Genomic DNA, 13,708 nt, shown 5'->3' on the forward strand with positions numbered 1-13,708 from the left:
GGAGCCGATCCTGATCCGCCCGCACCAATCAGCGGGCTGCAGCCTCCCAGGCGAAGCCGTCCGGATCGGTCGCCGCGCTGTCGCCGCCGATGACGATGCGGTGCGAGCCGGAGCCGTCGTCCGGGACGCCGGCGTCCTTGGCGAGCGCGCGCCGCTTGTAGAGGCCGAGCTGCACCGGGCTGTCCGTCAGGTCGAACTGCACGTACGAGCCGAAACTCTTGCCGACCGGGAGCCCGCGCCCCGCGTAGAACTGCTTGCTCGCGCTCACGTCGTCGACGCCGAGCAGCAGCACGACCGACTCGGCCGTCCGTGTGGCCGGGCCGGTGTCCTTCTTGGCGGAGGTCGCGATCTTCCAGAGGGCGCCGTCGGGCGCCTGCACGGTGCCGCCGACGCCCCAGAGCGACCTGGCGACGGGTTTGATCGTCCTCGCGCCCGCGGCGAGCGCGGACTCCACGAAGGCGTGGACGTCGGCCGGCTGGGCGACCGTGATGGAAACCGTGTAGCCGCGGAAGCCGGTGGACGGTGTGTCGGACGCGCGCACGCGCACCCGGTCGCCGAGCCCGAAGGCGGCGTCGTAGAACTGCTGGGCGGCGGAGACGTCCGCCACCTCGAGGGTGATGTGGTCGATGGAGGTCATGGGAATGACGGTAGGCGCGGGCACAGGCGGGCGGCTTCTCCATTCCTGCTCGATGGGCGCGCGGGAATTCCGCCCGAAGGCGTACCGTTCGATTCAGTGCGGCCTTCCACACCGGAACCGCTCAACGACTTCCCTCGACCCGCAGGAGGACCTCATGGCAACCGTCGAGCTCACCGCTCAGAACATCGAGTCCCAGATCACCGGGAACGACATCGTCTTCGTCGACTTCTGGGCGGAATGGTGCGGCCCCTGCCGCATGTTCGGCCCGGTCTTCGAGAAGGCGTCCCAGGAGCACACCGATGTCGTCTTCGGCAAGGTGGACACCGAGGCCGAGCAGTCGCTCGCCGCCTCCGCCGGCATCACCTCCATCCCGACGCTGATGGCGTTCCGCGACGGCATCCTGGTGTTCTCGCAGCCCGGCGCGCTCCCCGCCCCGGCCTTCCAGGACCTCATCGGCCAGGTGAAGGCCCTCGACATGGACGCCGTGCGCGCGTCGATCGCCGAGGCCAAGGCCGGCGAGGCCGCACCGGGGGCGTAGGCCCCGCCCGTCCTGTCAGGTGGATGCGGGCTCCGCTCAGTACCCTGTCGGCATCGTGACCAGGTACGGCTCTTCGAGCTGCCGCACCTCGTCGTCCGTCAGCTCCAGGTGCACGGCCGCGACAGCGTCCGGGAGGTGGTGCGGCTTGGTCGCCCCCACGATCGGCGCGTCCACGACCGGGTTGCGCAGCACCCAGGCCAGCGCGACCTGGGCCATCGGGACGCCGCGCGCCTCCGCCACGCGCTGCACGGCCTCCGCGATCGGCCGGTCGTGCGCCTCGCTGAAGCGCGCCTGGAGCGGATCCGTCTCGGCGCGGAGCGTCTGCTCGCCCCACGGACGCGTCAGCCGGCCCTTCGCGAGCGGGCTCCACGGCAGGCTGCCGACGCCCTGATCGGCCAGGAGCGGGAACATCTCGCGCTCCTCCTCACGCATCATCAGGCTGTACTGGTCCTGCATGGTGACGAACCGCGTCCAGCCTCCGAGGTCGGCCGCGTGCTGGAGCTTGGCGAACTGCCACGCCCACATCGAGGAGGCGCCGATGTAGCGCGCCTTGCCGGCCTTGACCACGTCGTGCAGCGCCTCCATCGTCTCCTCGACCGGCGTCAGCGGGTCGAAGCGGTGGATCTGGTAGAGATCCACGAAGTCGGTGTTCAGCCGGGTCAGCGACGCGTCGATCTGTTCGAGGATCGCCCGGCGCGAGAGCCCGGCGCCGCCGGGGCCGTCGTGCATCGTGAAGTTCACCTTGGTCGCCAGCACGATGTCCTCACGCGTGGTGTATTCGCGGATGGCGCGCCCGACGATCTCCTCAGAGCTGCCGAAGCCGTAGACATTGGCGGTGTCCCAGAAGGTGATGCCGGCCTCCACGGCCTGGCGGAAGATCGGTGCGGCGCCCTCGTCGTCCAGCGCCCATTCGTTGAAGCCGCGCGTCCGGTCGCCGAAGCTCATGCAGCCCAGCGCGATGCGACTGATCGGGAGGCCCGTCGACCCCAGTCGGGTGTATTCCATCGTTCGTTCTCCTCGTGCCTCGGACGTCGTGCCTCCGACGTTACGCGCCGCACAGGCACGAGAGGGAGGTACTGCGAGTACCGCGATCGGCCTACCATCGCGGCATGACCGATGCGAAAGAGAACTGGCCGGAGACGCCCTCCGGCGAGCCCATCGACACCGACGCCCTCGCGGAGGGCGAAGGCGGCGGCCCGTACGACGCCGACGGCGTGTTCGAGCCCGAGGACGACGCGGCCGCGGACGACGAGGACGACCCCGGGGTCTGAACCCGTCCGAAAGCTGTGCGCTTCCGTTCACCTGAATGCTCTTGTCCCCCGGGCTTGTACCCCACTAGGGTCTAGTCCAAGGAGCCAGTCCGAGTCCGGCGGAAGCGATGTCAGGCGCGCCTCCGGCGGTCCTGGACCGGCTGCACAACTGGGGAGGGGTGCAGCGTGACGACCTACGAGACACCGATCGGGAACGCGCCGAAACCGGGCCAGGACATCCATCTGGTGAGATGGATCCGGTCCGCGGACGGCTGGAGCAGCGAGACCGTGCTCTGCACCTACCTGGCGGGGACGCCCTCGCACTGGGTGGTCGAACGGCACGGCGAGCGCGTGAGCCTCGACCGGGCGGAGTGGGCGCAGTTCGCCTTCTGACCGTCGACGGCAGGCAGTGGCTTGCGGTGCGGGAGCGGCTCAGAGCCCCGCCCGCGCCGCGAGCAGTTCCACAGCCACGCGCCAGTCCCGCGCGGGGATGCCGTCGCCGGTCTCCTCCTCGCCGGGCGGTCGTGCCACGAACGACGGCCACGGGTCGCCGGGGATGTGCGACTCCTCGACCAGGCCGAGGTAGTCGCCGCCGAAGTACACCTCCCACGCCGCCGTCGCCGTGGGGCTGTACATGAGCGTGAGCGGGAGCGTGCCGTAGGTGTACACGGCGTGCTGGTGGGCCAGTTCCTTCCCCGTCATGTCCGCCTCCACGTCCTGGCCCTCCATCTCTATGTCCGAAGCGTAAGCGCGTCGAGCCTCCGGCGGAAGGGATTGCTACGCCACGAAGCGGCCGTCGCCCTCGTCGCCCGCCTCGTGGGTCACCGCGACCGCCTCGGCGACGACGTCGCGCATCCGTCCGCGCCGGGAGAGGGCGGTCCGCTGCCGGCCGGCGCCGCCGCCGCTGCGCAGGATCCGGTCGACGCCGCTGCGCACCAGTTCGAGGTCGCCGTAGCTCTCCAGCGCCCGCGCCGTGTGGACGAGCAGGGCGTCGAGGGCGTCGATCGCCGTCCCTTCGCGGCCGGTCACGGGATGCGGGAGTTTGCCGCCCACCCCGGTCAGCGCCGCCTGCCACTCGGCCAGCCGGAGGGCGGCGGAGGGCGTCGCCAGCGGCGGGACGCCCGAACGCCACTCGCCGACCGCGGTGTCGACGAGGGCGCGCACCAGCGCGGCCAGCACGACCGTGTCGCGGGCGTCGAGGCAGACGTCGGCGACCCGCACCTCCACGGTGGGCTGCTTGTGGGACACCCGCGCGTCCAGGTAGAGCATGGCCTTGTCGAGGATGACCCCGGTCTCCACCAGCAGGCGCTCGAACCGGTCGTAGGCCTCCACCGATCCGAACACGTCGGTCGGCCCGGCGCTCTGCCACTGGTGCCAGGCGACGAACCGGTAACTGGCGTGCCCGGTGTCGACGCCGCCCACGAAAGGCGAGTTGGCGGTGAGCGCGAGCAGTGCCGGCAGCCACGTGCGGATGCGGTCGAGGACGGCGACGCCCTCCTCGCGGGAGTGGATCGCGACGTGCACGTGGCAGCCGCAGACCAGCGTGCCCTTCGCGGTGAGCCCGTATCGCTCCATCATCTTGTCGTAGCGCGGGCCCGGGGTGGCGTGCGGGCGCAGCGGCAGGGGCGACATCGCGACCGCCACGGCCCGGGCGCCGTGCCGGCGGGCGAGCGTGTCGGCGAGGGTGCGGCCCTCGACGATGTCCGCGTACAACTCGTCGGTGGTCAGCCGCGGCAGCGTCTGCGTCTCGATCATCTCCTGCTGGATCTCGGCGCCGAGCCTCTGCTCGGTCCCGGCGGGGGCGTCCGCCAGGGCGTACGGGGCGACCGGAGTCGCGATCCCGCGTTCATCGACCAGGAGGAGTTCTTCCTCCACCCCGAAAGTCCTCACGACAACCACTATCGGTGAGGGGTCCTCCGGGAGCAATACCCCGGATCCCGTGAATCCGCCCGATACCCCGGCGCACGCTCGCGAAGGAGATCCGACTTCGACACGCCACGACAGTCCTTCCAGACGCCGCGCGGAAGGAGATCCGCGACCGTGTCTCCTTCCTCGCGCTAGCGGCCGAGCGCCTGCTCGACGTCGGCCAGCAGGTCAGCGACGTCCTCGATGCCCACCGAGAGGCGGATGACGTTGTCCGGCACCTCCAGCTCGGTGCCGCGCACCGACGCGTGCGTCATCTCCGACGGGTAGCCGATCAGCGACTCCACGCCGCCGAGCGACTCCGCGAGCTGGAACACCTCGGTCGACTCCGCGAAGCTCCTGGCGGCCGCGGCTCCCCGCTGAGCGCGACCGACAGCATGCCGCCGAAGCCGCTCATCTGCCGGGCGGCGAGTTCGTGGCCGGGGTGATCCGGCAGCCCCGGGTAGTACACCGCGTCGATCCCGGGACGGCCGACCAGCGCCTCCGCGATGGCCTGCGCGTTCTCGCTGTGCCGCTTCATCCGGACGTCGAGCGTCTTGATGCCGCGGACGGTGAGCCAGGCGTCCATCGGCGACGACACGGCGCCGGCCGCGAACTGGATGAACTGAGCCTTCTCGGCGAGCTCGGCGTCGGCGAACACCAGGGCGCCGCCGATCACGTCGGAGTGGCCGCCGAGGTACTTGGTGGTGGAGTGCACCACCACGTCCGCGCCGAACGACAGCGGCTGCTGGAGGGCGGGCGACGCGAACGTGTTGTCCACGACGACGAGCGCGCCGGCCGCATGGCCCAGCTCGACGAGGGCGCCGAGGTCGCTCACCTTCATGAGCGGGTTGCTCGGGGTCTCGATCCACAGCACGCGGGTGCGGTCGGTCCCGAGGGCGGCGCGGACCGCGTCCAGGTCGCCGAGGTCGACGGTGGTGTTGCGCACGTCCCAGGCGCCGTGGATGCGGTTGATGAGCCGGTGGGTGCCGCCGTAGACGTCGTTGCCGAGCACCACGTGGTCGCCCGGCCGCAGCACCGCGCGCAGCAGCGCGTCCTCGGCCGCGAGGCCCGAGGCGAACGACAGCGCGCGCACGCCGCCCTCCAGGGACGCCAGCAGCGACTCGAGCGAGGTGCGCGTCGGGTTGCCCGCACGCCCATACTCGTAGCCGCCGCGGAGGCCGCCGACGCCGTCCTGCACGAACGTCGAGGTCTGGTAGATCGGCGGGATGATGGCGCCCGTGGTCGGGTCGAACTCCTGGCCGACGTGGATGGCGCGCGTGGCGAAACCGTGGGTCATCGGGATCCTTACTCCAATGCGGGGGATGGAAGGTCGAGCGGTTATTCGCTCAGGTAGGTGAGGAGGTCCTGCCGGGTCAGCACGGCGACGGGCTTGCCGTCCTCCGTCACCAGCAGCGCGTTCGCGACGGCGAGCGCCGCCCGCGCCGCGGTGACCGGCTCGTTGACGCCGATCAGCGGCAGCGGCTCGCCCAGGTGCGCTCCGACCGGGTCGCTCATCTTGGCGCGCCCGCCGAACACGTCGTCGACCAGCGAGCGCTCGTCGAGCGCCCCGGCGACCTCGCCCATCACGACCGGCGGTTCCGCCGTCAGTACGGGGAGCTGCGAGACGCCGTACGTGTTCATGATCTCGATGGCGTCGTGGACGGTGTCGGACGGGTGCGCGTGCACGAGGTCCGGCAGGTCGCCTCGCTTCGTGCGGATGACGTCGTGCACGGTCGCCTCGTCGGGCACCTCGCTGAAGCCGTAGGAGCGCATCCACTTGTCGTTGAAGATCTTCGCCAGGTAGCCGCGACCGCCGTCCGGGAGGATGACCACCACGATGTCGTCGGCGCTGAGGTCCTTCGCGGCACGCAGCGCCGCCACGACGGCCATGCCGCTGGAGCCGCCGACCAGGATGCCCTCCTCGCGGGCGAGCCGCCTGGTCATGTGGAACGAGTCGGCGTCGCTGACCGGGATGACCTCGTCGACCACGCTCGGGTCGTACGCGCCGGGCCAGAAGTCCTCGCCGACGCCCTCCACGAGGTACGGGCGGCCGCTGCCGCCGGAGTAGACCGAGCCTTCCGGGTCGGCGCCGACGATGCGGACGCGGCCCTCGGAGACCTCCTTGAGGTAGCGGCCGGTGCCCGTGATCGTGCCGCCGGTGCCGACGCCCGCCACCAGGTGGGTGATCCGGCCGTCGGTGTCGCGCCAGATCTCCGGACCGGTGGTCTCGTAGCGGCTGCGCGGGCCGTTCGGGTTGAAGTACTGGTTGGGCTTGAACGCCCCGGGGATCTCCGCAGCCAGCCGGTCGGACACCGAGTAATAGGAGTCCTGGTGCTCCGGGGGCACCGAGGTGGGCGTCACCACGATCTCCGCGCCGTAAGCGGTGAGAACGTTGCGCTTGTCCTCCCCCACCTTGTCGGGCAGCACGAACACGCAGCGGTAGCCGCGCTGCTGGGCGACGAGCGCGAGGCCCACGCCGGTGTTGCCGCTCGTCGGCTCCACGATGGTGCCGCCGGGCTTCAGGAGCCCCTCGGCCTCCGCCGCGTCGAGGATGCGGGAGGCGATGCGGTCCTTGGAGGAGCCTCCGGGGTTCAGGTACTCGAGTTTGACGAGCACCGTCGCCGCGATTCCGTCGGTCAGCTTGTTGAGCTTCACGAGCGGAGTGTCGCCGACCAAGTCGACGATGGTCTCTGCGTACTTCACGCGGTCCACCGTAACAGGGCGCTCGCGCCGCTGCCGCTGTGTGTCCCCGCTCCTTCGCGCTGCGGGCCGCCGCCTAGACTTCCACCATGCCGGTGTCCGATCTCTCGCCCGTCGCACAGGACTACCTGAAGCTGATCTGGTCGGCCACCGAGTGGGCGGCCGATCCGATCACCGTCAAGCAGATCTCGGAGAGGATGGGCGTGCGCGCCGCGACAGTGTCCGACGGCATCCGCCGGCTCGCCGAGCAGGGCCTGGTCGTGCACGAGCCGTACGGCGCGATCGAACTCACCGACGACGGCCGGCGCGGTGCGGTCGCGATGGTGCGCAGGCACCGGCTGATCGAGACGTTCCTGGTCGAGGAGCTCGGCTACGGCTGGGACGAGGTGCACGACGAGGCCGAGGTGCTGGAGCACGCCGTCTCGGACCAGCTCGTCGACCGCATCGACCGCCGGCTCGGCTTCCCGGCGCGCGACCCGCACGGCGACCCCATCCCGACCGCGGACGGCACCCCGCGGCGTCCGGAGGCCGTCCCGCTGCTGACCGCGCCCGCCGGCGTCCCGCTCAGCGTCGTGCGCATCTCGGACGCCGACCCTGCCGTCCTGCGCTACCTCGGCGAGCGCGGTGTCGGACTCGACACCGAACTGACGGTGGACGAGCACCGCGCCTTCGCGGGCGACGTGACCGTGCACGTCGGAGGCGAGGCGGCGATCGTGCTCGGGGCGACGGCAGCGGCGGCCGTGTGGGTGGCCGGAGCCTGAGCGCTACTGCGGCAGCACCGTGAGCACGACCAGCGCGAGGTTGAGCACGACGACGAGCCCGGCGACGCCCCAGCCCGCGACCCGCACCCAGCCGGCGTCCGCACGCGCCCCCATCACCGCGCGCGATCCGGTCAGCCTCAGCAGCGGGATCATCGCGAACGGGATGCCGAGGCTCAAGAACACTTGCGAGATCACCAGGGCCCAGGTCGGGTCGACGCCGAGCGACAGGATCGCCACGGCCGGGATGAGCGTGACGATCCGCCGGGCGAGCAGCGGGACGCGCAGATGGAGCAGCCCGGCCATGATCGTCGCCCCCGCGTAGCTCCCGACCGAGGCCGACGCCAGCCCGGACGCCAGCAGCCCGACCGCGAAGATCACGCCGATCGCCGGCCCGAGCGCCGCGCTGATCGCGGCGTGCGCGCCCTCGATCGTGTCGGTCCCTGCGACGCCCGGCAGCGCCGCTGCGGCTACCAGCAGCATCGCGATATTGACCGCCCCGGCCAGCACCAGCGCGAGCACGACGTCCAGCCGGGTCGCGCGCAGCAGTGTGCGCGTGCGGCGCTCGTCGCCTCCCGTGCCGTGCCGGTCGCGGGCGAGCGCGGAGTGCAGGTAGATCGCGTGCGGCATGACCGTCGCGCCGAGCATGCTCGCGGCCAGCAGGACCGTCGGGGCGCCGTCGAAGCGCGGCACAAGTCCCCGGCCGCGGCCTTCCAGTCGACCGGGCTGACCACGAGCCCCGCCAGGAAGCCCACCGCGATCACGCCGAGCAGCACCAGGATGACCGCCTCGAACGGCCGCTGCCCGCGCCGGGTCTGCACGGCGAGCAGCGCGATCGCGGCCACGCCGACGATCACGCCGCCGAGCGGCAGCGGGAGGCCGAACAGCAGTTGCAGCGCGATGGCCCCGCCGATCACCTCGGCGATGTCGGTCGCGGCGGCGACCAGCTCGGCCTGCGCCCAGTACGCCCGCCGGGCGCCGGTGCCGAGCCGCGCGCCGAGGAGCTCCGGGAGGCTCCGGCCGGTCACGATGCCGAGCTTCGCGGACTGGTACTGCACGAAGACCGCGATCGCGTTGGCCGCCACGAGCACCCACACCAGGAGGTAGCCGTAGCGCGCGCCCGCCGTGAGGTTGGCCGCGACGTTGCCCGGGTCGACGTACGCGATCGCGGCGACGAAGGCCGGCCCGAGCAGGAACCACAGGCGCAGACGCGACCGCGCGGGCCGCTCCACGACCTCCAGCGTCACGTTCGCTCCACTTGACTCCATTGTTAGCCCAGCCTAACAACGATCGAAGGGCACGTAAACGCCCCTCAGAGCGCGTTTGAAGGGCCCTGAGGTTCCCCTCGGCGCCAGGGGCGCGCGTCAGTCGCGGTCGAGGAGGGCGGTCTCGGTCTGCTCGAGGTAGAGGCGCGCGTAGACGCCGCCCATGTCCAGCAGCTCGCGGTGCGTCCCGCGCTCGACCACCTGGCCGTGATCGATCACGAAGATGACGTCCGCGGCGACGATCGTCGACAGCCGGTGCGCGATCGCGATGGTGGTGCGGCCCCGGGAGGCCGTGTCGAGCGCCTGCTGCACCACCCGTTCCGAGATGGTGTCGAGCGCGCTCGTCGCCTCGTCGAGGATGAGCACCTCCGGGTCCTTCAGCAGCACCCGGGCGATCGCGATGCGCTGCTTCTCGCCGCCGGACAGCCGGTAGCCGCGCTCGCCCACGACCGTGTCGTAGCCGTCGGGGAAGCCGACGATCGTCTCGTGGATGTTCGCGCGCCTGGCCGCGGCCTCCAGCTCGTCCTGCGTCGCGTCGGGCTGCGCGTAGCGGAGGTTCTCGGCGATGGTCGCGTGGAAGAGGTAGGTCTCCTGGCTCACGACGCCGATGTGCGAGACCAGCGAGTCCTGCTGCAGCTCGCGCAGGTCGGTGTCGCCGAACAGGATGCGCCCGGAGGTCGTGTCGTAGAAGCGCGGGATGAGGTAGCTCACCGTCGTCTTGCCCGCGCCGCTCGGCCCGACGAACGCGGCGAACTCGCCCGGCTCGATGACGAACGACACATCGTCCAGGGTGTTGCGCTCCCCTGGCCGCGCGTCCGGGTAGCGGAACACCACGTGGTCGAACTCGATGCGGCCGAGGCCGCGCCCCGGGTCGACGGGCACCGCGTCCGGACGGTCGGCGATGGCCGGCTTCAGGTCGAGGTACTCGAAGATCCGCGCGAACAGCGCGCCGGAGGTCTGCAGGTCGAGCGCCACCCGCATGAGCGCCAGCAGCGGGAACAGCAGCCGCGCCTGCACGGTCGTGAACGCGACGATCGTTCCGGCGGTGATGTCGGTCGCCCCGCCGAGGATCAGCCAGCCGGAGACCAGGTAGACGATCGCCGGGATGGACGACAGGAAGATGTTCACCATCGCGAAGAACCACTGCCCGCTCATCGACTGCGACACCTGCAGCCGGATCTGGGTGCGGTTCTCGTCCGAGTAGCGCTCGGTCTCGGCCTGCTGCCGGTTGAAGCTCTTGGAGAGCAGGATGCCGGACACGCTCAGGGTCTCCTGCGTGATCGCGGTCATGTCCGACAGCGACTCCTGCGTCCGGGTCGCGATCCGCGCGCGCACCTGGCCGACCCGGCGCTGGGCGATCACCAGGATGGGCATCAGGATGACCGCGACGATGGTCAGCTGCCAGTTGAGCAGCAGCATCGCCACCAGCGCGGCGATCACCGTCACCGTGTTGCCGAGGATGCTCGACATCGTGTTGGTGAGCACGTTGGCGACGCCGCCGACGTCGTTCTGCAGCCGCGACTGGATGATGCCGGTCTTGGTCTTGGTGAAGAAGCTCAGCTCCATCGACTGCAGGTGCGAGAACAGCCGCACCCGCAGCGCGCCCATCACCTTGTTGCCGACCGAGGAGGTCAGGTAGGTCTGCCAGACGCCGAGCAGCGCGGACCCGACGAACACCACGATCATCACCACGACGATCTCGACCAGCACCGGCATGTCCGGCCTGCCGGACTTCGGGAAGAGCCCCTGGTCGAAGGCGCGCTGGGTGAGCAGCGGCGGAACGACGGAAAGCGCCGCGCCGATGAGCACCAGCACCATCGTCGTGATGATCGCGGCCTTGTGCGCGGCGAACAGCGACACGATCCGGCGGAACAGGTGCGGGATGCGCGGGGCCTCCGCGTTCAGCGCCCGCTGCGCCGCCGCGTCGCCGCCGCTGACCCGGGAGCGCATGCCACCGCCGCCTCCGCCCATGCCACGCATTCCGCTCACGAGGAAAGCCTACGTCGGCGCCGGAAGCACGGTCGCCGGGTCGGTTACGCCGTCGGAGGAACGACCGCGCGGGAAGGTGCGTCCCGGGGTTCGACGGCGGGAGCCGCCGTGACCGAATCGCAATGCAAGCGCTTGACGTAAACGCTTGCACAGATTGCATCCCCGGAGTACCTTGAGCCCGGGCGCACCCGCGCCTGCACCAAGAGCACCACGCTCAACATCGAGCACCACTAGCTCAACGAGGAGTGAAATGAAAGCAGCACGTCTCGCCGTGATCGCAGGGGTCGCCATCGCCGGCATGGCCCTCGCGGGATGCACCGGCGGCGGTTCAGGATCCGGAGGAAGCGCGGGCGGCGACGCCGGCGCGAACCTCGACAGCAAAGGCCCCATCACCTACGTGCAGGGCAAGGACAACTCGAACGTCGTCCGCCCCCTGGTCGACAAGTGGAACGCAGCACACCCCAGCGAGAAGGTCACCTTCAAGGAGCAGACCGACCAGGCCGACCAGCAGCACGACGACCTGGTGCAGCACTTCCAGGCGAAGGACCCGAACTACGACGTCGTCGATGTCGACGTCGTGTGGACGGGCGAGTTCGCGGCGAAGGGCTGGCTCCAGCCTCTGACCGGCAACCTCAAGATGGACAACTCGAAGCTGCTCGCGCCGACCGTCAAGTCGGGCACCTACAACGGCACGCAGTACGCGGCCCCGCAGACTTCCGACGGCGGCATCCTGTACTACCGCAAGGATCTCGTCCCCACACCGCCCAAGACCTGGGCCGACATGCTCAAGGACTGCGACATCGCCAAGGCGAAGGGCATCGGCTGCTACGCCGGTCAGTTCGCCCAGTACGAGGGCCTGACGGTGAACGTGGCCGAGGCCATCAACACCAACGGCGGCACCATCGTCGGCGACGACGGCAAGACCGTCACGGTCGACAGCTCGCAGGCCAACGCGGGTCTGACCCGCCTGGTGGACGGCTTCAAGAACGGCCAGATCCCGGCCGAGGCCATCACGTACCAGGAGGAGCAGGGCCGCCAGGCGTTCGAGGCCGGCAAGCTGATGTTCCTGCGCAACTGGCCGTACGTCTACAACCTGGCCAAGACCGACGGTTCGTCCACGGTGAAGGACACCTTCGGCATCGCACCGCTGCCGGGCGTCAGCGCCGACAAGCCGGGCGTGTCCAGCCTGGGCGGTCACAACGCCGCCATCAGCGTCTACAGCAAGCACAAGGCGACCGCGTTCGCGTTCCTGAAGTTCCTGCAGAGCGAAGAGACCCAGAAGTTCTTCGTGACGCAGGGCTCCCTCGCGCCGGTGCTGTCCTCGCTGTACAGCGACCCGGGCCTGAACAGCCAGCTGCCCTACCTGTCCACCCTGAAGACGTCGATCGAGAACGCGGTCCCGCGTCCCGTGTCGCCGTTCTACCCGGCCATCACCAAGGCCGTTCAGGACAACGCCTACGCCGCCCTGAAGGGCGACAAGTCGGTCGACCAGGCGCTCAAGGACATGTCGGCGGCCATCAAGACCGCGAGCGCGGGCCAGTAGAGCCCATCACGGTCGCCGGGCGGCGGGACCTCTCCCGCCGCCCGGCTCCACACACTTCCCGCTTTCCTCCCGGAGGCAGCACATGTCAACGTCGAACGTCGTCGCCCCCTCATCCACGAAGAACAGGCCACCTGAGCAGCGCGCCGGCGTCAAGCACGTCCACCGCCAGCAGAGCCGCTGGGCCCTCTACCTGATCCTCCCCACGATCGTTCTGCTCGCCGTCGTGATCGGCTACCCGATCGTGAGCGCCATCGTGATGTCCTTCCAGAAGGACGCGGGCCTCGATCCCGCGACCGGCCTGTTCGTGCAGGGCGGCTTCGCCGGCTTCCAGAACTACGCCCACTGGCTGTTCCAGCAGTGCGCCGGCCCGAACGGGACCACGGTCTCGTGCCCGCCCGGAAACCTCGGCTCCACCTTCTGGAGCGCCGTCGGGGTCACCTTCTTCTTCACGGTCACCACCGTGATCCTGGAGACCATCCTCGGTCTCTGGTTCGCGCTCATCATGAACCGCGCCTTCCGCGGCCGCGGCTTCGTCCGTGCCGCCATCCTCATCCCGTGGGCGATCCCCACCGCCGTCACCGCGAAGCTGTGGTTTTTCATCTTCTCGGTCGCCGGTGTCGCCAACGCCGTGCTCAGCACGCACATCCTCTGGACGAGCGATGAATGGGCATCCCGGTTCGCGGTCATCATCGCCGACACCTGGAAGACGACGCCGTTCATGGCGCTCCTCATCCTGGCCGGCCTCCAGATCATCCCGGAGGACGTCTACGAGGCGGCGAAGATGGACGGCGCGAGCACCTGGCAGCGGTTCTGGCGGGTCACGATGCCCCTGCTGAGGCCGGCGCTGATGGTCGCGGTCCTGTTCCGCGTGCTCGACGCGCTGCGCATCTACGACCTCCCGCAGATCCTGACGGGCGGCGGCGGAGGCACCGGCCATGCGACGACGACACTGTCCATCCTCGTGGTCGATCAGATCAGGCAGGGCTTCAACAGCGCTGCCGCCCTCTCCACCATCACATTCATCCTGATCTTCCTGGTCGCGTTCATCTTCGTGCGGTTCCTCGGCACGAACGTGGTGCGAACGCAGGAGACGCAAGCGAAGGGAGCAAAGGGATGACCACCG

Annotated in this window: 12 protein-coding genes and 2 pseudogenes; 6 read left to right on the plus strand and 8 right to left on the minus strand. The window is 70.2% G+C overall.

The genetic code is table 11. The features are described from left to right. Positions 1-28: 28 nt before the first annotated feature. A complete protein-coding gene (locus tag ACRAWC_RS07180) occupies positions 29-637 on the minus strand; it encodes a glyoxalase (protein ID WP_431347115.1) in 609 nt (202 codons plus the stop codon). Positions 638-791: 154 nt separating this feature from the next. Here ACRAWC_RS07180 and trxA point away from each other — a divergent pair, with 154 nt between their 5' ends. Then, positions 792-1,175 carry a thioredoxin gene (gene trxA / locus ACRAWC_RS07185; protein ID WP_431347116.1) on the plus strand — a complete coding sequence of 128 codons (384 nt, stop codon included), beginning with the start codon at positions 792-794 and terminating at the stop codon, positions 1,173-1,175. A 36-nt stretch (positions 1,176-1,211) separates the two neighbouring features. Here trxA and ACRAWC_RS07190 read toward each other — a convergent pair whose 3' ends face one another. Then, positions 1,212-2,180: an aldo/keto reductase gene (locus ACRAWC_RS07190; protein WP_431347117.1), complete on the minus strand. Its 969-nt coding sequence runs from the start codon at positions 2,178-2,180 to the stop codon at positions 1,212-1,214. Positions 2,181-2,284: 104 nt separating this feature from the next. Between ACRAWC_RS07190 and ACRAWC_RS07195 the strand changes: the two genes are divergently transcribed. Continuing rightward, positions 2,285-2,446 carry a hypothetical protein gene (locus ACRAWC_RS07195; protein WP_431347118.1) on the plus strand — a complete coding sequence of 54 codons (162 nt, stop codon included), beginning with the start codon at positions 2,285-2,287 and terminating at the stop codon, positions 2,444-2,446. A gap of 165 nt (positions 2,447-2,611) precedes the next feature. Further along, a complete protein-coding gene (locus ACRAWC_RS07200) occupies positions 2,612-2,818 on the plus strand; it encodes a hypothetical protein (RefSeq protein ID WP_179607925.1) in 207 nt (68 codons plus the stop codon). Positions 2,819-2,857: 39 nt separating this feature from the next. On the opposite strand, the gene ACRAWC_RS07205 is transcribed toward ACRAWC_RS07200, so the two are convergent. From ACRAWC_RS07205 to ACRAWC_RS07220, 4 genes and pseudogenes are all read right to left on the minus strand, one after another. Beyond that, positions 2,858-3,127: a hypothetical protein gene (locus tag ACRAWC_RS07205; protein ID WP_185278434.1), complete on the minus strand. Its 270-nt coding sequence runs from the start codon at positions 3,125-3,127 to the stop codon at positions 2,858-2,860. 75 nt (positions 3,128-3,202) lie between these two features. Then, positions 3,203-4,315, minus strand: a complete 1,113-nt coding sequence (locus tag ACRAWC_RS07210; protein WP_431347119.1) for a carboxylate-amine ligase — start codon at positions 4,313-4,315, stop codon at positions 3,203-3,205. A 167-nt stretch (positions 4,316-4,482) separates the two neighbouring features. After that, positions 4,483-5,627: pseudogene (locus ACRAWC_RS07215) on the minus strand (cystathionine gamma-synthase). A 41-nt stretch (positions 5,628-5,668) separates the two neighbouring features. After that, positions 5,669-7,033 carry a cystathionine beta-synthase gene (locus tag ACRAWC_RS07220; RefSeq protein WP_431347120.1) on the minus strand — a complete coding sequence of 455 codons (1,365 nt, stop codon included), beginning with the start codon at positions 7,031-7,033 and terminating at the stop codon, positions 5,669-5,671. 86 nt (positions 7,034-7,119) lie between these two features. Between ACRAWC_RS07220 and ACRAWC_RS07225 the strand changes: the two genes are divergently transcribed. After that, entirely contained in the window at positions 7,120-7,791 is a 672-nt protein-coding gene (locus ACRAWC_RS07225; protein WP_431347121.1) for a metal-dependent transcriptional regulator, read from the plus strand. A 3-nt stretch (positions 7,792-7,794) separates the two neighbouring features. On the opposite strand, the pseudogene ACRAWC_RS07230 reads toward ACRAWC_RS07225, so the two are convergent. Continuing rightward, positions 7,795-9,056 (minus strand): annotated as a pseudogene (locus ACRAWC_RS07230) (Nramp family divalent metal transporter). A gap of 96 nt (positions 9,057-9,152) precedes the next feature. Beyond that, positions 9,153-11,033 carry an ABC transporter ATP-binding protein gene (locus tag ACRAWC_RS07235; RefSeq protein WP_431349385.1) on the minus strand — a complete coding sequence of 627 codons (1,881 nt, stop codon included), beginning with the start codon at positions 11,031-11,033 and terminating at the stop codon, positions 9,153-9,155. A gap of 259 nt (positions 11,034-11,292) precedes the next feature. Between ACRAWC_RS07235 and ACRAWC_RS07240 the strand changes: the two genes are divergently transcribed. Next, positions 11,293-12,585 carry an ABC transporter substrate-binding protein gene (locus ACRAWC_RS07240; protein ID WP_431347122.1) on the plus strand — a complete coding sequence of 431 codons (1,293 nt, stop codon included), beginning with the start codon at positions 11,293-11,295 and terminating at the stop codon, positions 12,583-12,585. An 82-nt stretch (positions 12,586-12,667) separates the two neighbouring features. Continuing rightward, entirely contained in the window at positions 12,668-13,702 is a 1,035-nt protein-coding gene (locus tag ACRAWC_RS07245) for a carbohydrate ABC transporter permease (RefSeq protein WP_431347123.1), read from the plus strand. The last annotated feature ends 6 nt before the right edge of the window (positions 13,703-13,708 follow it).

Source organism: Leifsonia sp. L25, assembly GCF_050632895.1.